General features: G+C 47.1%; 18 protein-coding genes and 1 other annotated feature. Of the genes, 6 read left to right on the plus strand and 12 right to left on the minus strand.

Annotated elements, in window-relative coordinates; genetic code table 11:
- The first annotated feature begins 11 nt into the window (after positions 1-11).
- Positions 12-226: a binding site (T-box leader), on the plus strand.
- Positions 227-308: 82 nt separating this feature from the next.
- Genes proB through MKX40_RS19145 form a run of 6 tightly spaced genes read left to right on the plus strand, consistent with a single transcriptional unit; the run spans position 309 to position 6167 of the window.
- Positions 309-1412: a glutamate 5-kinase gene (gene proB / locus MKX40_RS19120; RefSeq protein ID WP_339235101.1), complete on the plus strand. Its 1104-nt coding sequence runs from the start codon at positions 309-311 to the stop codon at positions 1410-1412.
- A 58-nt stretch (positions 1413-1470) separates the two neighbouring features.
- On the plus strand, positions 1471-2718 hold the full coding sequence (locus MKX40_RS19125) for a glutamate-5-semialdehyde dehydrogenase (RefSeq protein ID WP_339235104.1): 1248 nt from the start codon (positions 1471-1473) through the stop codon (positions 2716-2718).
- Positions 2719-2753: 35 nt separating this feature from the next.
- The gene (proC, locus tag MKX40_RS19130; RefSeq protein ID WP_339235107.1) at positions 2754-3620 is read left to right on the plus strand and encodes a pyrroline-5-carboxylate reductase; all 867 of its coding nucleotides are present in this window, start codon (positions 2754-2756) and stop codon (positions 3618-3620) included.
- Complete coding sequence (locus tag MKX40_RS19135) at positions 3613-4836, plus strand: 2,3-diketo-5-methylthiopentyl-1-phosphate enolase (RefSeq protein WP_339235110.1); 1224 nt, start codon at positions 3613-3615, stop codon at positions 4834-4836. Before proC ends, MKX40_RS19135 begins: the two co-directional genes overlap by 8 nt.
- Positions 4833-5510 carry a 2-hydroxy-3-keto-5-methylthiopentenyl-1-phosphate phosphatase gene (locus tag MKX40_RS19140; RefSeq protein WP_339235113.1) on the plus strand — a complete coding sequence of 226 codons (678 nt, stop codon included), beginning with the start codon at positions 4833-4835 and terminating at the stop codon, positions 5508-5510. The genes MKX40_RS19135 and MKX40_RS19140 overlap by 4 nt, the downstream gene beginning before the upstream one ends.
- 3 nt (positions 5511-5513) lie before the next feature.
- The gene (locus MKX40_RS19145) at positions 5514-6167 is read left to right on the plus strand and encodes a methylthioribulose 1-phosphate dehydratase (protein ID WP_339235115.1); all 654 of its coding nucleotides are present in this window, start codon (positions 5514-5516) and stop codon (positions 6165-6167) included.
- Between the two features lie 163 nt (positions 6168-6330).
- On the opposite strand, the gene MKX40_RS19150 is transcribed toward MKX40_RS19145, so the two are convergent.
- From MKX40_RS19150 to MKX40_RS19205, 12 genes are all read right to left on the minus strand, one after another.
- The gene (locus MKX40_RS19150) at positions 6331-7611 is read right to left on the minus strand and encodes a multi-tm2 domain protein (RefSeq protein WP_339235118.1); all 1281 of its coding nucleotides are present in this window, start codon (positions 7609-7611) and stop codon (positions 6331-6333) included.
- A 37-nt stretch (positions 7612-7648) separates the two neighbouring features.
- Complete coding sequence (locus MKX40_RS19155) at positions 7649-8101, minus strand: hypothetical protein (protein WP_339235121.1); 453 nt, start codon at positions 8099-8101, stop codon at positions 7649-7651.
- Positions 8094-8594: a sigma-70 family RNA polymerase sigma factor gene (locus tag MKX40_RS19160; protein ID WP_152416945.1), complete on the minus strand. Its 501-nt coding sequence runs from the start codon at positions 8592-8594 to the stop codon at positions 8094-8096. Before MKX40_RS19160 ends, MKX40_RS19155 begins: the two co-directional genes overlap by 8 nt.
- A gap of 248 nt (positions 8595-8842) precedes the next feature.
- Entirely contained in the window at positions 8843-9547 is a 705-nt protein-coding gene (locus tag MKX40_RS19165) for a DnaD domain-containing protein (RefSeq protein WP_339235124.1), read from the minus strand.
- A gap of 20 nt (positions 9548-9567) precedes the next feature.
- Positions 9568-10863, minus strand: coding sequence for an asparagine--tRNA ligase (gene asnS, locus MKX40_RS19170; RefSeq protein ID WP_017687752.1), 1296 nt, complete (start codon positions 10861-10863; stop codon positions 9568-9570).
- Between the two features lie 101 nt (positions 10864-10964).
- A complete protein-coding gene (locus MKX40_RS19175; RefSeq protein WP_339235126.1) occupies positions 10965-12170 on the minus strand; it encodes an acetate kinase in 1206 nt (401 codons plus the stop codon).
- On the minus strand, positions 12167-13039 hold the full coding sequence (locus MKX40_RS19180; RefSeq protein WP_253438508.1) for a 3-hydroxyacyl-CoA dehydrogenase NAD-binding domain-containing protein: 873 nt from the start codon (positions 13037-13039) through the stop codon (positions 12167-12169). The genes MKX40_RS19175 and MKX40_RS19180 overlap by 4 nt, the downstream gene beginning before the upstream one ends.
- Before the next feature lie 133 nt (positions 13040-13172).
- Positions 13173-14675: an AAA family ATPase gene (locus MKX40_RS19185; protein WP_339235130.1), complete on the minus strand. Its 1503-nt coding sequence runs from the start codon at positions 14673-14675 to the stop codon at positions 13173-13175.
- Positions 14668-15195: a hypothetical protein gene (locus MKX40_RS19190; protein WP_253438514.1), complete on the minus strand. Its 528-nt coding sequence runs from the start codon at positions 15193-15195 to the stop codon at positions 14668-14670. The genes MKX40_RS19185 and MKX40_RS19190 overlap by 8 nt, the downstream gene beginning before the upstream one ends.
- 300 nt (positions 15196-15495) lie before the next feature.
- Entirely contained in the window at positions 15496-16026 is a 531-nt protein-coding gene (locus MKX40_RS19195; protein ID WP_339235134.1) for a DUF5590 domain-containing protein, read from the minus strand.
- A 39-nt stretch (positions 16027-16065) separates the two neighbouring features.
- Complete coding sequence (locus MKX40_RS19200; protein ID WP_253438520.1) at positions 16066-17370, minus strand: amidohydrolase; 1305 nt, start codon at positions 17368-17370, stop codon at positions 16066-16068.
- Positions 17357-18010, minus strand: a complete 654-nt coding sequence (locus tag MKX40_RS19205) for a redox-sensing transcriptional repressor Rex (protein ID WP_253438523.1) — start codon at positions 18008-18010, stop codon at positions 17357-17359. Before MKX40_RS19205 ends, MKX40_RS19200 begins: the two co-directional genes overlap by 14 nt.
- Between the last annotated feature and the right edge of the window lie 35 nt (positions 18011-18045).

Here is an 18045-nt window from a genome sequence, read left to right on the forward strand (position 1 = left end):
GAAATATTGAACGAAACGTGATGACGGGACCAGTAAGAGAATATCAGTCGTGCCCAGAGAGTAAATTCCACCCTGCTGAAAGAATTTACCGCGGCTCTTCTCTGAAACCTACCCCTGAGCGGCCTGTTACGTACAGGACAGTGCCTTCTGTTACAGGGCATGAAGCCGGATGATTTAATCATCAATAAAGGTGGTACCGCGGAAGTAACGAACTTTCGTCCTTTTTAACTAAAGGGCGGGAGTTTTTTTTGTACCCGCTTAAGCCTCACACAAAATCACTTATTAATCATGTTTAAGGAAGTGAAATCATGACTTCACGTATTGTAGTTAAGATTGGAAGCAGCTCGCTTACCACGGAAGAAGGCGGTCTGGATCGCAGTTCGATCACCTTTTTTGCCGGAGAAATTGCAGCCTTGGCTGACCAGGGTCATGAGGTGCTCTTGGTTACCTCTGGAGCAGTGGCGGCAGGTTTCCGGGAGATTGGTTACCCTCAGCGGCCCAAACTGCTGCATGAGAAACAAGCTGCAGCAGCCGTTGGGCAAGCATTGCTGATGCAGGCATATCAACAGGCTTTTGCAGCGCACCGCGTTACTACGGCACAAATTCTGTTAACCCGCACAGACTTTCACAGTCGTAAACGTATGGGTAATGCGGGAATGACCGTAGAAGAGCTGCTCAAACAGCGAGTGATTCCGATATTCAATGAAAATGATACGGTATCCGTAGACGAATTGAAGTTTGGTGATAACGATCTATTGTCCGCGTTGGTGGCGAACCTGGTAAAAGCACAACATCTGATCATTCTAACGGATACCAACGGGCTGTACACCGCCGATCCACGTAAAGATCCATCAGCCATTCGTTACGACCGCATCCCTGAAATAACGGCTGAGATTTATGCGTTTGCCGGCGGTTCAGGATCATCGGTTGGTACAGGCGGAATGCGATCCAAAGTTGATGCAGCCAAGGTAGCAACCCGTGGTGGTGTCCCTGTATTTGTAGGAAGTGTGAAAGAACCTGGAGATATGCAACAGGCCGTGGACGGAACGGGCAAAGGAACCTATTTTGAGACACGACTCGCTTCGTTATCCCGTAAAAAGCAATGGCTTGGCTTCATGTCCACTCCGCTCGGTACAATTGTTGTGGATGCTGGTGCTGAAGAGGCTCTTGTGCATGGTGGGCATAGTCTGCTGCCTGTAGGGGTCAAAAAGGTGCTGGGAACATTCCACGCCGGAGACGTCGTAGAGGTCATTGGAATGGATGAAACCTTGCTTGGTCGCGGTATTGTCAATTATGATGATGACCAGCTTCGACTCATTGCCGGACTTCCCAGTGGCGAAGTGATGAAACAGCTTGCCAGTATCCACAGACTTGAAGTTATTCATAGAGACGAGTGGATTACGTTAAAATAGACTTGGAGCTATACATTGGTCGAAAAAAAAACTCAACTATATATGAGGAGGAATTACGATGAGTGAAGTGAGAGAAAAAGCCAGCAAAGCTCAGGCTACGGTTACACAGCTGAACCGATTGAATACAGATCAGAAAAATGCGGCCCTTCGTGTTATGGCCGATGCATTGATCACGGAGTCGGAATCAATCATCACAGCAAACGCTGAAGATCTCGAACGAGGCAGAGCACAAGGCACGCCGGAATCGATGCTGGATCGACTCGCACTTAATAAGGAACGGATCGCAGGCATTGCCGAAGGACTACGTCAGATTGCAGGTCTGCCTGATCCTGTCGGTGAGGTATTGGAGACATTCACGCGCCCCAACGGATTGCATGTTGAAAAGTTAAGAGTGCCTATTGGTCTAATCGGTATCATCTACGAAGCTCGTCCCAATGTCACTGTAGACGCAGCCGGATTATGTCTCAAAACAGGTAATGCAGTGCTTCTGCGCGGTGGCTCCTCTGCCCTGTCCTCCAATCGCAAAATTGTAGAGGTTCTGCATCATGCACTGGCAACGACAGCCATGCCTGCTGATGCTTTGCAACTGGTTGAAGATGCGGATCGTGCTTCCGTAGATGAAATGCTCAAGTTGAACGGACTGCTGGATGTCATCATTCCACGCGGCGGGGCCTCCCTCATCCGTAATGTGGTTGCCAATGCGACCGTACCTGTTATTGAGACCGGTGCAGGCATCTGTCATACCTATGTGGATGAATCAGCTGATCCCGTCATGGCAGCCGAAATTGCCATCAACGCCAAGGCACAACGCCCATCCGTGTGTAACTCCATGGAGACGTTATTGCTGCATGCCGCATACGCGGAAGAGCATCTTCCTGCTCTTGCCGAGCAATTCCGTGAGGCGAGTGTGGTCTTGAAAGGTTGCGACACGGTGCGCCGTCTTGTCCCTACCGCCCTTGAGGCAACCGAGGAAGACTATGCGACCGAGTACAACGATTATATTTTAAATATCCGTGTGGTTGAGAACCTGGACGAAGCCATGCAGCACATCGCACATTACGGAACCAAACATTCCGAGTGTATCGTAACCCGGGATACAGCCCATGCAGAACGCTTCATGCATGATGTGGATGCAGCAGCAGTCTATCACAATGCCTCCACTCGTTTCACGGACGGGTTCGAATTTGGTTATGGAGCCGAGATTGGCATCAGTACCCAAAAACTGCATGCACGTGGACCAATGGGGCTGCCAGCACTGACATCAACCAAATATCGTATTACAGGCAATGGACAGATTCGTCAATAATATCCAGCACCAGTTATATAGGAGGAACGATTAATATGAGTCAAGAGCAACAGACGTTACTACAACAGAAGATTACTTTCCACGGAGCAGGCGCGATGGCGGAAGCCATCGTGCGGGGACTCATCTCCCGCCTTGTCGTTCGTCCTCAGGATATTACGATGCTGAACCGCAGCAACCAGAAACGTCAGGAGGAGCTCAGCACCCGTTATGCTGTACATACCGGAACTGCCTCGCAATCCTTGGATCATCTCGCTTCCACTCCGGTCATTGTACTCTGTATGAAACCCAAAGATGCTGCCGCAGCGCTGCGCGAACTGGGTCCGCTGTTATCACCTGATCAATTGATCGTGTCTGTCATTGCCGGATTATCGATCCGCACGATGCAATCCTTGCTTGGACGTAAACAGCCTATTGCCAGAACCATGCCGAATACATCCAGTACGATCGGGCTTGGTGCAACCGGACTTGCCTTCTCTGCGGAAATTACGGATGAGCAGCGCAGCACGGTGATGACCATGTTTGAAGCGGTCGGAATCGTAACCATTGTACCTGAGGATAAACTCGAAGTACTCACTGGGATTTCCGGAAGCGGCCCTGCTTATGTATACTATTTAATGGAGGCCATGATTGCCGCGGGCATTCGTGGTGGCTTATCCAGTCAGCAATCTCGTGATCTCACTGTTCAGACGGTGCTCGGCGCGTCACGCATGGTACAGCAAACCGGTATGGAGCCGATGAAGCTTCGCAGTGATGTGACATCCCCGGGAGGGGCAACACAAGCAGCACTGAAGACGCTGGACGAAGGTGATTTCTTTGAAAATGTAATCGCAGCCGTCAACCGCTGTGCAGAGCGCTCACGGGAGATGGGAGCTGCTTTGGAAGGGGATTTAAAAAATGAATAACATGTGCACAGCCACATATCGTCTGCATGATGATCATGCAGACTTCCGCAAGAAGGCCGAGTCCATCGCGATCGGCATGACCGTGGGCAGCTGGACGGAGTTACCACAAGCTCAGCGTGAAGCGATGCAGAAGCATCTGGGTGAAGTCATAAGCGTAGAAGTACATGAAGCTGATGGAATGGCTGCGGGTGAGCGTTACGCTGACATTACCATCGGCTATCCTGATATCAACTTTAGCCGTGATATCCCTGCCCTGCTCGTAACGGTCTTTGGCAAAATCTCAATGGATGGCCGAATCAAATTGACAAAGCTTGGTTTCTCGGATGGCTTCCTCCGTGCATTCCCGGGACCCAAGTTTGGACTGAATGGTGTTCGTGATCTGCTTGGTGTACATGATCGTCCGCTGTTAATGAGTATCTTCAAATCCGTCATCGGGCTGAACGCTGATGAACTGCGTGAACAGTTTATCCGTCAGGCACTTGGTGGCGTGGATCTGATCAAAGACGATGAAATTCTGTTCGAGAACAAATTAACACCTATCGAAAAAAGAGTCGAGGTCTGCATCAAAGCTGCCGAACAGGCACGCCAAGAGACAGGCAAGAAGCTACTGTATGCAACCAATCTCACAGGACCTACATCTCGTCTGAAAGAGCAGGCTGAACGTGCCATCGGTGCTGGAGCCAATGCCTTGTTGTTCAACGTGTTGTCCTACGGGTATGATGTCCTGCATGAACTCAGCAGTGATCCTGATATTAATGTGCCGATTATGGCTCACCCTGCACTTGCAGGAGCATTGTATCCTTCACCACATTACGGCATCTCGGCTTCGGTTGTACTTGGCCAGTTGATGCGTCTTGCGGGTGCCGATCTGGTGCTCTTCCCTTCTCCTTATGGATCGGTAACGATGCCGAAGGAAGAAAATATGGCAATCACAGAACAATTACTGACAGCTGATCTGCCTGTAAGATCCAGTATGCCAGTACCATCAGCCGGTATCCATCCAGGCCTAGTACCGCTTATTTTGCGAGACTTTGGGACAGATGTTATCGTTAATGCTGGTGGTGGTATTCATGGGCATCCTATGGGAACTGAAGCAGGCGGACGTGCATTCCTGCAAGCGATTGAAGCGGCTCAGCGTTCCATTCCACTCGCTGAATATGCAATCGATCATCCAGAACTAAAAAGCGCACTGGACCTGTGGGGTGGCGAACGATGAGAAGTGATAAAAAAACCGTCATCTTCTGTGACTTTGACGGTACAATTACCCTCTCGGACAATATTGTCGCGATTATGAAACATTTCAAGCCTGAGGGCATTGAAGCAATTATGAAAGATACGATTGAGCAGAACATCTCGCTGCGTGAAGGGGTTGGAGCCATGTTCGCTCTGTTGCCTGCATCGCAAAAAGATGAAATTGTCGAATTCGTACTTGGACAAGCCGGCATCCGTGAAGGGTTCAGCGAATTTCTTGACTATGTTCGCGGCGAAGGGATTGAATTCAATGTGACCAGCGGTGGTATGGACTTCTTTATCGAACCCTTACTCGCGCCCTTCGATATCCCGCAGGATCATGTCTATTGTAACGGCGCTGACTTCTCTGGTGAGACCATCCGGATTGAATGGCCGCATCCCTGCCAGCCTCCTTGTGAGAACGGTTGCGGAATGTGTAAAACGACCGTGATTCGTACATTCCCGGCAGAACAATACAATCGAATCCTCATTGGAGACAGTCTGACAGATTTTGAGGGTGCAAAGATTGCCGATCTCGTCTACTCCCGCTCCATTTTGACGGATAAATGTATTGAACTTGGTGTGGACCATGTGCCATTCGCTACCTTTTACGATATCATCGAAGATATGAAACAGAAGCAAACACAAGGAGTGCTGTAAACGATGGGCTTTGAAAAGATTACATTGGAACACAAACGTCAGGTCCTTGAAGAACTGGCTGATATTAAAGCGTTGTTCGCCAGCCGTAACTGGTTCCCGGGTACAAGTGGTAACTTGTCGATGCGTGTAGGAGATTTTGACCCGGAGCAATTTTATTTTGCGGTTACCGCCTCTGGCAAAGACAAATCTCTTCGCACACCGGAAGACTTCCTTTTTGTGGACAAACATGGCAAAGCAATTGAGACAACAACGTTGAAACCAAGTGCCGAGACGTTGATTCACTGCGAAATCTATCGTTTGACCGGCTGCGGTGCTGTATTCCACGTGCATACCGTGTTTAACAATCTGATTAGTGAATTCTTTGGAGCAGAGGGTCAAGTGCCGATTCAGGGCATCGAACTGATTAAGGCTTTCAACATCTGGGAAGAAAATGCCGAGATTCGTGTCCCTGTCTTGCCTAACTTTGCCGACATCCCATCCATTGCTAAGTTGGTGCCGGATGTTCTGGATGCCAATGTACCAGGAATCTTGCTTCGTAATCATGGCATATATGCGTGGGGCAAAGATGCTTTTGAAGCAAAACGTCACCTGGAAGCTTTCGAATTCCTATTCGAAGTGATGTACCGTCAACTTCTGCTGAAGGGTGCTACGAAATAGCAATCATTCATCTTGAAATCTAAAATGTAAAACAAAAAACACGCCAAAGGCTGAATTTTCACAGTCCTTGGCGTGTTTCTATGTTGTGGGATGATATGGAATAGAAAATTCCTTTGTCATCGCAGCGTCAGTAAAATCATCTTTGATCCCCTTCGATTACAACTCACAGTCGGTCATCCCGATCCTTGAATAAAAAGAGGCTATCCACTTCTTCGTCATTCCGATGAACCGCATGATTGGTGCCTGTTCCCCGTTGCTTGCCGAACAGCAGCTTCAAGCCGCCAAAAATGAGCAACAAGGAAACAATAACGGTGTTCAAATAGGAACGAATCTCATACGTCATAAATGCATTAGGGAAGAGCTCATTCAGCTGTGGAATGACAAGACGGATCGTCAGGTAATATAGACCCAGCGCGGCAATCCCGAATCCAATCAGTCGCTGATGGCGGGCCCAATCCTTGAAGATCGGCTGATCGATCAATGGCTCGCGTCCATAACGGCTGGAACACTGTAGCCCGTCAAAGAAGCTGTAGAACCAGATTAACGGTATCATGAAAAGGAACACGGATAGGTGTAGCAGGTCCAGAACATAAATGCTGCCCAGGAATAGGAACATCAATTGCATGCCTCTTTTTTGCAACCCCAGATATAGATGACCCGCACCTGGAAAAGCAGATAAAAGGGTTGCCAGCACTTTACTGCGTCGTCCAGCTACTCTGCCCATCTCCAATTCTTCGAATAACGTCCGATCCTGCAGTACCTCTCCAGCCTGCTTACGGTGGACATGCTGCACCGCATCAAACATGCAGTATACCCATATTACAGGCAGAATGAGCAAGAACATTAAAAACACCGATTCATTGGTGATTGAAGCTACAAAGACCATCATGGCAAAGGAACCAAAAAACGCCATCAGGAAGGACAACCCGCGATGCAACAATCCCAGATGAAGATGTCCCAATCCAGGAACAAATGAAAGTAAAATGGTAAAGAAACGTTCACCCTCACTGCCTTTTTGATACATGGGCTGACCATATCCACCCTCATGGTGACTATATTCACTACCTGGATGCTGATGCTGCTCATCTTCAGGTTCCATAGGCCCTTGTTGACCCATGTATGCTCCCTGGTATGCTGCTCCTTGTTGTGGCCCATAGTGCGCCGCGTATCCCCTGTAGTGAGCATCCCGGGCAATAGGTGCACGGAGCAGAACAATAATCATGTCTAGCATACTGATCCCCCAGAAGAAAGCCGAAAAAATGGCACCAATAATCAATAAATCATGTTCAGCAAGCAGCATTGCCAGCATGAATGAACCAACAGCTGTTCCAAAAAAAAGCAATGGATAGATTACAGCTCTTGCCGGCCTACCCCAATACATAAAACCAAGACCGGGTATCAGGTTTAATAGAAATGCGAGTAATTTATTACGATCTGAGTGCACAGTCGTCATCCTTTCTTTTCAGGCAATGTGAAACCATTTATGGTTTAGGCTTGAGGTTATCCAGCCATGAAGTGGCTGCCTCCGTCCATTTCTCCGTAAAAGACCCTCTGTGGTCGCCATCCTGAAACTTGTGATAAGGTGCTACCTTGTCAAAAAGTCCAGACGAGAGGAAGATCAATGTCAAACAGGCCGCTACCGCGTAATGGAACACTTTATGTTCAAGCCAGCGCCGGTTTCGTCCAGCACGGGATTTGCGTTGTGCCTTGGAGGAGTGAATCCCCTCAATCCGATGCATGACTGAATCTGCAAACCCTGTCGGGTCAGGCAACGAGGGCAGTTCTCCATGGATGCCGAGTGCTTCCAGATAGCTGTCCATCGCATCCGGGTCTTCCATCAGAAGCTGCTCCATTCGACTCGCTTGAGTTTCACTCATATAGCCTTCAATATAATCCGTCCATTGCTCAGCGGTATACTTTTCCTGTTTACTCACGCCATTCATCCTCCTTCCAATGTTTTCGAATCCACTGCCGGGCACGGTACAAGCGGGATTCCACAGTTTTCACAGCCACCTGTGCATCGCTGGCAATCTGCTCATAATTTTTTTCGCTTAGATAATACGCAGTGATAATGTCACGGTGCTGAGCAGGCAACTGATTGATCCGTTCGCGAAGTTTGTCCTGACGTTCCTCACGAACGAGACGGGTAAGAACGTCTTCATCCCGTCCGGGCATGTTTATTATTTTTTCTTCTCCACCCAGATCCTCGGCCGTTCGTCTGCCCAGCTTACGTTTGGCATCAATCGCTTTGTGAAAGGCAATTCGGGTTAACCACGTTTTGAAACCTTCGGAACGGTAGTCGGGGAGAGACTTATACATCTGTATGAACGCCTCCTGAGCTGCATCCTGTGCTTCCTGATCGTTCCTGAGTACGGAATAGGCAACATGGTATACATGCTGGCTATACTTATCAATCAGAGTACGCATCTGCGATGTATCTCCTTGACGGATTTGTTCGATTACGCGCGCTTCATCAATAACTCTCCCCTCCTCTCCAATACAATAGACGACAGCTTGTGTGTTTACCCCTGCGTGATCTATCAAATTTTTGTATAACAAAGTGAAATCATTGCCTGAAAGGTCGATGTCGCTGATCACTCACCCAATTCATAATTCAAAAAAAGACAGGCACAGAATGACTTCTGGCCTGTCTCTTGTTCTTGCCCACACCTGAATTAACGTCCACCATTACGAAACCGCTGCGTGTATGCCTTCGCGTCTTGAACGGTCTTGACACGATTACGGCTCCACTCAAGCAGTATTCGATCGATATACCGGAAATGTACTTTACCTGCAAAAACCGCTTCCTTCAGAGCCATTAAAATCAATTCCTCTTGGTAACGGTCCTGATCCAACCAGCTGGATATCGTCTCACACTCCATTGGAGAGAGCGGACGTCCGAATTCTTTTTCAAAGATGGAGAACATGTTCCGTTCTTCCTCTTCTTTTTGAACACTGTTCGAATCTTGGCGTGCTGCACTGCTGCTCAGCTGCTCCGCACGCAATGCGGCTACTTCTTCCGCAGTGCACTTTGCAAGCTTGGCATAGAGTCCATGTAAGTCATATCTTTCGTACTGGATGTCATGTTCCTCGTCACGATGCTCGTCAATAGCGATATATCCATCCCTCATCAGACGTTGCAACATTCTGGCAATGCCATCAGGTGCAAGTCCCATACGCCCCGCAAGCTCTTCAAGCGTCGGAAACTCATTGAACTCCGCCTGACGGAACCCTAGGAGTTGAATCAGAAGAAGCACTTCTGCATCTGATAGGCCAAGCTGGTGATAATAACGTAACAAGGCATAAGGCAGATGGGCTGTACCCGAAGTCATGCCATAAGCTGCTCCATCCAACCAGGCTTTGGATGTGGTATCTTCCATAGACGGTCCTCGGTTAAGCATTAAGGGTACAGACGATAGAGCATACGTGGGAATGCGATTGTTTCACGCACATGATCCAATCCACAGATCCATGCTACCGTCCGCTCCAATCCCAGACCGAAACCGGAGTGAGGAACCGATCCGTATTTACGTAAATCCAGGTACCATTGGTAAGCTTCATCCGAGAGATTGTGCTCCTCAAAACGTTGTTGCATCAATTCCGGATCATCAATACGCTGAGAACCGCCAATAATCTCTCCGTAGCCTTCAGGTGCAATCATATCAGCACAAAGAACAACTTCTGGACGATTTGGATCTGGTTTCATATAGAAAGCTTTGATTCCTGCAGGGTAATGCGTGATAAAGACTGGTGTATTGTACTTCTCGGCAATGGCTGTTTCGTGCGGTGCACCGAAGTCTTCTCCCCAAGGAATATCAAAGCCTTGTCCATGCAGGAATTCAATCGCTTCATCATACGTAATTCGCGGGAATGGCGCTACGATGCCTTCGAGTTTGGATACATCACGACCGATGGATTCCAGTTCTGCACGGCAGTTTTTCACCACGGATTGAACAACATGAGCAATAAATTTCTCTTGTACGCGCAGACTTTCCTCGTGATCTACAAATGCCATTTCCGGCTCAATCATCCAGAATTCAATCAGATGGCGACGTGTTTTGGATTTCTCAGCACGGAATGTAGGACCAAAGGAATATACTTTGCCCAGCGCCATAGCTGCTGCTTCCATATACAATTGACCACTTTGCGTCAGATAAGCATCTTCATCAAAGTATTTGATGTGGAACAGGTTTGTCGTTCCTTCCGCAGACGACGGTGTCAAAATCGGAGGATCAACTTGTGTGAATCCGTTACCATCAAAGAACTGCTGAACAGCACGAATAATCTCTGCACGAATCACCATAACCGCACGTTGCTTCGTAGAACGGAGCCACAGATGACGATGGTCCATCAAGAAATCAACACCATGCTCTTTAGGCGTGATTGGATAGTTTTCAGTCAGATGTATAATTTCGACCCCAGTCACAGTCATCTCGTAACCGGACGCACTGCGAGGTTCTTCACGAATAATCCCTGTAACATACAAAGAACTTTCTTGAGTCAGGCTCTTCGCATTGTTCCAGATCTCTTCGCTAACTTCACTTTTTACAACAACCCCTTGAATATATCCGGTTCCATCACGCAACTGCAAAAACTGAATTTTGCCGCTGGAACGTTTGTTGTTAATCCAGGCACCGATCGTTACGGTCTCGCCCACATGCTCGTTCACATTACGAATTACACAATTCGTATTCATGCCATATCTCCCCTTGGTTCCTGAAATTTGAAAATGCAGCGGACAGGCTGTTGCCTGTCCTCTGCACTTCCTTGCCACTCTATATTTACTTTACAGTTAGATTACTTAGAATTCAATACGATTCGATGCGTATCGCGCGCAATGACCAATTCTTCATTTGTTGGAACAACGAGAACATCCACTTTCGAGTTCGCTGTTGTGATGCGACGCGGCTCACCAGAACGGACTGCGTTCAGGGCTTCGTCCAGCTCAACGCCAAGATACGTAAGTTGCTCACATACTTTTTGGCGAAGAACAACGGAGTTCTCACCTACACCAGCTGTGAAGACAATCACGTCTACACCGTTCATTGCAGCTGCATATGATCCGATGTATTTACGCAGACGGTATTCGTACATTTCAAAAGCGAGCGTGGAGTTCGCATCGCCATTCTCCATACCTTCTGTAATCTCACGCATGTCACTGCTGATTCCGGAGATTGCAAGCAATCCACTGTGTTTGTTCAACATGGAGTTCACTTCGCTTACGCTCAGTTCTTCCTTGTTCATGACATAAGGTACGATGGCTGGGTCAAGGTCACCCGAACGCGTTCCCATCATCAGTCCCTCTAGTGGAGTCATACCCATCGAAGTATCAACGGATACGCCACCTTTAACTGCTGTTACACTACCACCGTTACCGACGTGACAAGTGATGATTTTCAGATCTTCCACTGGACGATCCAGATATTCAGCAGCTGCCTTGCTTACGAAATCATGGGAAGTACCATGTGCGCCGTAGCGACGTACTTTATATTTTTTGTAAAGTACACGCGGAATAGCATACAGATATGCTTTTTCCGGCATCGTTTGATGGAACGCTGTATCGAAGACCATTACCTGAGGCACACCTGGCATATTTAATTCAGCCGCACGAATCCCCATCATTGCTGCAGGGTTATGAAGTGGAGCCAAGTCGAACAAACGACGAATTTCAGCTTTGGCAGCATCATCTACCAATGCAGATTCTTTAAATGCTTCACCACCGTGAACAACACGGTGTCCAACAGCTTGAATTTCATTTACAGAATCCAGTACACCATTTTCTTTATGAGTCAAAATATCAATGACTTTACGGATTGCTGTTGTATGCTCCAGAATCTCACTAACTTCTGTAACATCCTCACGGCCTGTCGGTTTGTGTGTCAGAATGGAGGAATCCATTCCGATCCGCTCTACTAGACCTTTAGCCAGGACAGATTCGTCCGTCATATTATACAGTTGATATTTGAGCGAGGAACTCCCCGCATTAATTACGAGTACTTTCACAGTCGGTCACCATCCTTGTCGTACTTGAAGAATCCTTCGCCTGTTTTGACACCCAGGTGTCCTGCACGCACCATTTTCTTCAGGACCGTGGAAGGACGATATTTCAATTCTCCGAATTCACGGAACATTCTTTCGAGTGCAGCTTCAACAGAGTCCAATCCGAAACGGTCAGCCATTTCGAGTGGTCCATGTTGGAAGTTGTATCCGATACGCATTGCATCATCGATATCTTCAGCAGATGCAACACCTTCCTGTAATACATGCAACGCTTCGTTAATCAACAGACAGATCAAGCGGGAAGTTACGAATCCAGGTGATTCATAGATCATGACTCCTTTTTTATCTGCCACTTCTTCAACAAAACGTCTGGTCTCTTCGAATGTTGAATCCGACGTTTTCAGTCCACGAATAATCTCTACAAGATCAACCCGGGATACCGGGTGAATAAAGTGCATACCAATAACACGCTCTGGGTATTTGGTCGAGCTTGCAAGCTCGGTCAAACTCAGCGTGGATGTATTACTTGCCAGAATGACATTGCTTGGGCAAACTTGGTCCAGTTGGCTGAATACTGCTTTTTTCGCATCCAGATCTTCTGAAATCGTCTCAATGACCATATCGCAAGTTCCAAGTTCAGCTAAATGAGCTACCTTGGTAATACGGGAAAGAATCAATTTCTTCTCCGCTTTTGTAATCGCCCATTTCTCCAGTTGTTTATCCAGGTTCGTTTCGATCATGTCATAGGCATGATCCAGTTTTTGTGTTGTATGCTCCACGAGAAGCACATCAAGTCCTTTGGCTGCGAGCATTTGGGAAATACCTTGCCCCATCGTACCGCCGCCGACAACTCCTATTTTTTTGAAAAACATGGTTCTGCTCCATCCTTTCGGTTCTCTATTTCTCTATTGTACCCTGTTCGCCGAAAATTACAAATTTCGACCCAACATATAATAATATCTTAGCACGAGTGAAATGTAAAAAAAAATAACCAGCATAAAGAAATTATGCTGGTAAACGGGCACTGTCACGAAATTGACAACGAAATTGTTCGCCGGACAAAACTTCCTCTCGAATCAGGATGTCGAGTGAATTGTCGAAAATTGTCCGTTGTTCTTCAAGTAAGCGCTTCGTCTGTTCCATGAGTTCTTGCAATATTAATTTATTCTCTCGCATGAGCTCCTCGGTGGTAACCATATCCATGTTCACAATCCCAAGAGAAGTCAATCCGGAAGCCATCATCGTTTGCACGACATTGGTTGCTTGATCAAAGTCATTGCGCGAACCCGTAGAACGTCCACCGTAATACATTTCCTCTGCAGCAGCTCCTCCAAGTGCAATCATGATCTGCTCTTCAAGAAAACGCTTCGTATAAAGGAACTGTTCCTGTTGCGGGTTATGACGCACATATCCCAGCGCCTGTCCACGCGGACTGAGTGCCACCTGGCTTACACTGCCCGGACGAACAAGTTCAGCCATAATGGCGTGTCCCAATTCATGAATGGCAACCCTTTTCTTCTCTTCCACACTGGACTCACGATCTGTTTTCTCGCCCATCATAACTTTATCAATAGCCAGAGACAAGTGCCGTTGTTCTATGTGTAACAGCCCATCCCGCATGGCATATATCGCTGCTTCGTTCATCACACTTTCAAGCTGCGCACCGGAGAAACCATACGATTCTTCCGCTGTCTTCTCCAGATTCACTTCCTTCATCAGAGGTTTATTCACCGCATGCAATTCCAGAATATGCTTTCTACCCTTCTTGTCAGGCAAGTCCACTTGAATGTGGCGGTCAAAACGTCCTGGACGTGTCAGGGCGCTATCCAGCATTTCCTTGCGGTTTGTTGCAGCAATAACCAGTATTCTTGGGGTATCGGAAGAATAAATTCCATCCATTTCCGTCAAGAGCTGGTTCAGCGTCTGATCATACTCCCGCTGTTGTCCACCTTCACGTTTCCCCCCGATGACATCGATCTCATCGATAAATATAATAGCATTTTCTTTATTTTCCTTGGTGGCACGGGTTCTTGCATCCTTGAACAAATCCCGAATTCTGCTGGCACCAACACCAACATACATTTCCACAAACTCACTGCCCGATGCAGCAACGAAAACAGAATCGGTGTAATGCGCAGCCGCTTTGGCCATCAACGTTTTCCCTGTCCCTGGAGGGCCTGTCAGCAAGATCCCTTTTAACGGGCGAATCCCGAACTTGCGAATTTCTTCATGTTTGATGAGAAAGTCCAGTGCTTCACGCAATTCTTGCTTGGCACTGTCCTGACCACCAATTTCTTCAAAAGTAAGCTTGGAAGGACCTTTTTTCTTCCGTTTACGCTCCTGTGCAGCGCCTACGGTAATCCCGCCACGCATTTGCATCATGAACAACAAAGCTCCAACAAACACCGCTGCAATTAGAATCGGAACAATATTAACACCAGTAAAAGCAAGAAAAATAATCAACACGGGGACAAATCCAATGGCAATTTCTTTGGTCCACTTAGGCATTAGGCCACACTCCTATCTGACCGGGCACACGCGGCAGAATAATAAACTTGCTGGCATCTCCGTCTCTAAGACTAACATATACATTGTTGTCATCCATCGCTGTATTTACCTTTATTCCATTCGTAGCCATCTTGGACAATGTTGGTGTGATCTCGGTGTACTGTTTGTTCTCCATCGCCTGAGCTACGGTAAACATCGCATCACCCCACCAGCTTTCGAGTGCTTCACTGGAATGATCTACAACATCCAACTTTAATGAGCGAGTTCCAATCAAGGTCTGTCCTTCTTTGTGAATATATTGTACCAGTCTGCCCAAATCAACATCAGGTTGCAGATCCAGTTTCAATTGTACGTCATTGCGGTTAATAGTTAATTGAACGTCATTGACTCCATCGTACTGGGTAACCATCTTTTCAATCGGATTCTGCAAAGCCACCTGACGATACACAAACCAACCTCCAAACAACACAACGGCTGAAATGACGGCAGTTAAAGCAATAGGCAATACTTTTAGCTTCAAGTGAATTACCCCTCCCAGATTTTGGCCTAACTTACTGGCCTATTGGTATATACGAATATGTGCACATTGATCCCTGCGAGAATTTCGACAGGTTTATTTGTTATGAATGTAACTTTGAGTACATAACTGAGTATATCACATCGTATATACAATTTCGAAGGCGAAAATATGAATAAATTATTAATTTTAACTATTTAAATCAAAACTGTTCACAGGCAACACAAAGAACCGGTTCAGTCGGATATCCGTCTGCCGGTTCTTTCACTTCTATGATTCTCTAGCTAAGTTACTCTATTTGTTCTAGCTGTTCGGGAGTGTGTAAACCAAGTCTACCTGTTCTCCATTGCTAAAACGATAAAACCGATAGTGGTTATGTGTACCGTCTTTATAATACACTTGCCACACATATATTCCATTCACAACTCCGGGCATGATTCGTTTAATCTCACCGGCTGGAACTTCGGAACTAAAGCGATTGCGTATCTGTGCTTCGGACATGCCATTCTGCAACAGTTCACTGTGTATAGCGTTAGCACCTGTAGCAGGTTGATTGTTTGCATCGAATTTAACCCAGACCATAACATCCTGGTTATCCTTGTTTTTGCCGAGCAGGGTCCAGTAGATGTTGTCAGAGCCTTCTTTATCACCCCAGATGTACTTACGCAATTCATCATAAGATGTAATGCCCAGTTGCTCCTGTGCTGCCTGTATGGCGAGCGCTTCTTCCTTACGCTGGTCCTGTGTGACATACACGTAATAACGCTGAAGTCCAAACAGAATCAGAACCAGTGCAAGCAGCGAAATCCATATCCACTTCTTTTTTTTCTTCAAAAGCCGAACTTCCTTTCCCTATGATGCTCCGCAATGCAATTAACGAGCAAGCAAACCATCAAATGCCAATTGAGACTCACGCAAAATGCGTTCTTCATCCAGCGTCAGACATTCGCCATGTTTAACCACTTGTTTCCCATCTACCCATACGTGCTCCACATCTTTGGCAGAGGCTGAATAAATCGTATGCGAGATCAGGTCTGTATGTGGGTAGAAGTGTGCCTGTTCAATGTCCAGGGCGATGAAATCAGCCTTCATGCCTACCTGAAGCGCACCGGTATTGTTCAGGAAGATGGATTTAGCACCATATGAAGTTCCGAGTAGTAACGCTTCGCCCGCTGGCACGGCAGTCGGATCACCAGACACACCTTTGTGGATCAATGCAGCCAGTCTCATTTCTTCAAACATATCCAGGTTGTTGTTGCTTGCCGGTCCGTCGGTTCCGAGTGACACGGTAACTCCTGCTTTCAGTAATGCAGGTACCCGCGCAACACCGGAAGCGAGTTTCAGGTTACTTCCCGGGTTATGGGATACAGCCACATCATGGCGGGCCAAAATTTCAATCTCTTCATCATTTAGATGCACCGCATGTGCTACCAGGGATGGACGGGAGAAAAAGCCCAGTTTCTCCAGATGTGCCACAGGACGCAGTCCATAGTCTGTAACGTTCTGCTCCACTTCACGAAGCGTTTCCGACATATGTGTATGCAGAGGAAGGTTAAGATCATTTGCGACCTGTACAAGCTTCTCTATGTAGTCAGGAGGGCATGTATATGGTGCGTGTGGCGAGATTACGGTTGTGATGCGACCATCTGCCTGTCCATTCCACTCACGCGCAAACGCTGCCGACTCCTCCAGCTTCCGCAATTGCTCTTCTTCCGAGCACAGCCCGATTACACCACGTGCAAGTGCTGCTCTAACGCCGGATTGTTCCACAACTTTGGCAACCTGATCCATGTGATCATACATGTCCAGGAAAGCTGTAGTTCCGCCTTTCAACATTTCAAGCACGGATAGCGAAGTTCCCCAATATACGTCTTGAGAAGTCATTTTTGCTTCCATCGGCCACATTTTTTCCTGCAACCATACTTGTAACGCAAGATCGTCCCCGTGTCCTCTAAGCAACGACATCGCTGCATGACCATGCGTATTGATCAGACCCGGCAGGAAGAACAATCCTTTTCCATCCACTTTGGTACAATTTTCGTCTCCATCCGGCAATGTCTCACCAATATGCACAATCTTGTCATTCTCGACAACCATGTATCCATGAACCACGTTCCATGTAGTGCCTTCATTAACGGCAAATTTGCCGTTGTGAATTACCCATCTATTTGTTGTCATCTTCCTCGTCGTCCTTTCCAGTCTCCAAGTAATAGGCCAAACTAAGCAGATCCGTTGTAAAGTCAGCATGGTGAATGCGGATATGTGGCGGTGTTTTTAGAATGGTTGGTGCAAAATTAAGAATCGCTTCGATTCCCGACTCAATAAGTTGATCGGCTACATTTTGAGCTTCCGTATCCGGAACGGTAATAATTCCGATGCGGATGTTATCTGTCTTAACCGCTTCCGTTAATTCATTCATTGGTTTTACCGTCAAACTGTTGATTTGACTACCAATCTTCGGTCCATATGCATCGAATACAGCAACAATCTTCATGTTGTCTTTCAGATATGCGTTGTAGTTGGACAAGGCCTGTCCCAGGTTACCCGCACCTACCAAAGCTACATTAATTTGCTGATCAATTTTGAGAATGTGACGAATTTTCTCGATCAAATAGGATACATCATACCCGATCCCTTTTCGACCAAAATCACCGAAGTAAGCCAGGTCTTTTCGAATTTGGGCCGGATTCAGATCCAGCCTCTGTCCAAGTTCTTGAGAAGAAACAGTAGCCACCTCACGCTGATGTAACTCGTTCAAATAGCGCAAGTATACAGGCAGACGTCGTACCACCGCTTCCGAAATTTTATCCGATTTCATTCTTGCTCCCCCTTACCAATGCCACGATAAAATAA

This window comes from Paenibacillus sp. FSL R5-0517, from assembly GCF_037974355.1.
GTDB lineage: Bacteria > Bacillota > Bacilli > Paenibacillales > Paenibacillaceae > Paenibacillus.

What these genes read in the sequence shown, in the direction of transcription:
- MKX40_RS19140 (WP_339235113.1), top strand. Translation starts at nt 4,833, where the DNA reads ATGAGAAGTGATAAAAAAACCGTCATCTTCTGTGACTTTGACGGTACA.
- MKX40_RS19125 (WP_339235104.1), top strand. Translation starts at nt 1,471, where the DNA reads ATGAGTGAAGTGAGAGAAAAAGCCAGCAAAGCTCAGGCTACGGTTACA.
- MKX40_RS19185 (WP_339235130.1), bottom strand. Translation starts at nt 14,675, where the DNA reads ATGCCTAAGTGGACCAAAGAAATTGCCATTGGATTTGTCCCCGTGTTG.
- MKX40_RS19145 (WP_339235115.1), top strand. Translation starts at nt 5,514, where the DNA reads ATGGGCTTTGAAAAGATTACATTGGAACACAAACGTCAGGTCCTTGAA.
- asnS (WP_017687752.1), bottom strand. Translation starts at nt 10,863, where the DNA reads ATGAATACGAATTGTGTAATTCGTAATGTGAACGAGCATGTGGGCGAG.
- proC (WP_339235107.1), top strand. Translation starts at nt 2,754, where the DNA reads ATGAGTCAAGAGCAACAGACGTTACTACAACAGAAGATTACTTTCCAC.
- MKX40_RS19205 (WP_253438523.1), bottom strand. Translation starts at nt 18,010, where the DNA reads ATGAAATCGGATAAAATTTCGGAAGCGGTGGTACGACGTCTGCCTGTA.
- MKX40_RS19165 (WP_339235124.1), bottom strand. Translation starts at nt 9,547, where the DNA reads ATGGAAGATACCACATCCAAAGCCTGGTTGGATGGAGCAGCTTATGGC.
- MKX40_RS19180 (WP_253438508.1), bottom strand. Translation starts at nt 13,039, where the DNA reads ATGTTTTTCAAAAAAATAGGAGTTGTCGGCGGCGGTACGATGGGGCAA.
- proB (WP_339235101.1), top strand. Translation starts at nt 309, where the DNA reads ATGACTTCACGTATTGTAGTTAAGATTGGAAGCAGCTCGCTTACCACG.
- MKX40_RS19135 (WP_339235110.1), top strand. Translation starts at nt 3,613, where the DNA reads ATGAATAACATGTGCACAGCCACATATCGTCTGCATGATGATCATGCA.
- MKX40_RS19200 (WP_253438520.1), bottom strand. Translation starts at nt 17,370, where the DNA reads ATGACAACAAATAGATGGGTAATTCACAACGGCAAATTTGCCGTTAAT.
- MKX40_RS19160 (WP_152416945.1), bottom strand. Translation starts at nt 8,594, where the DNA reads ATGCGTACTCTGATTGATAAGTATAGCCAGCATGTATACCATGTTGCC.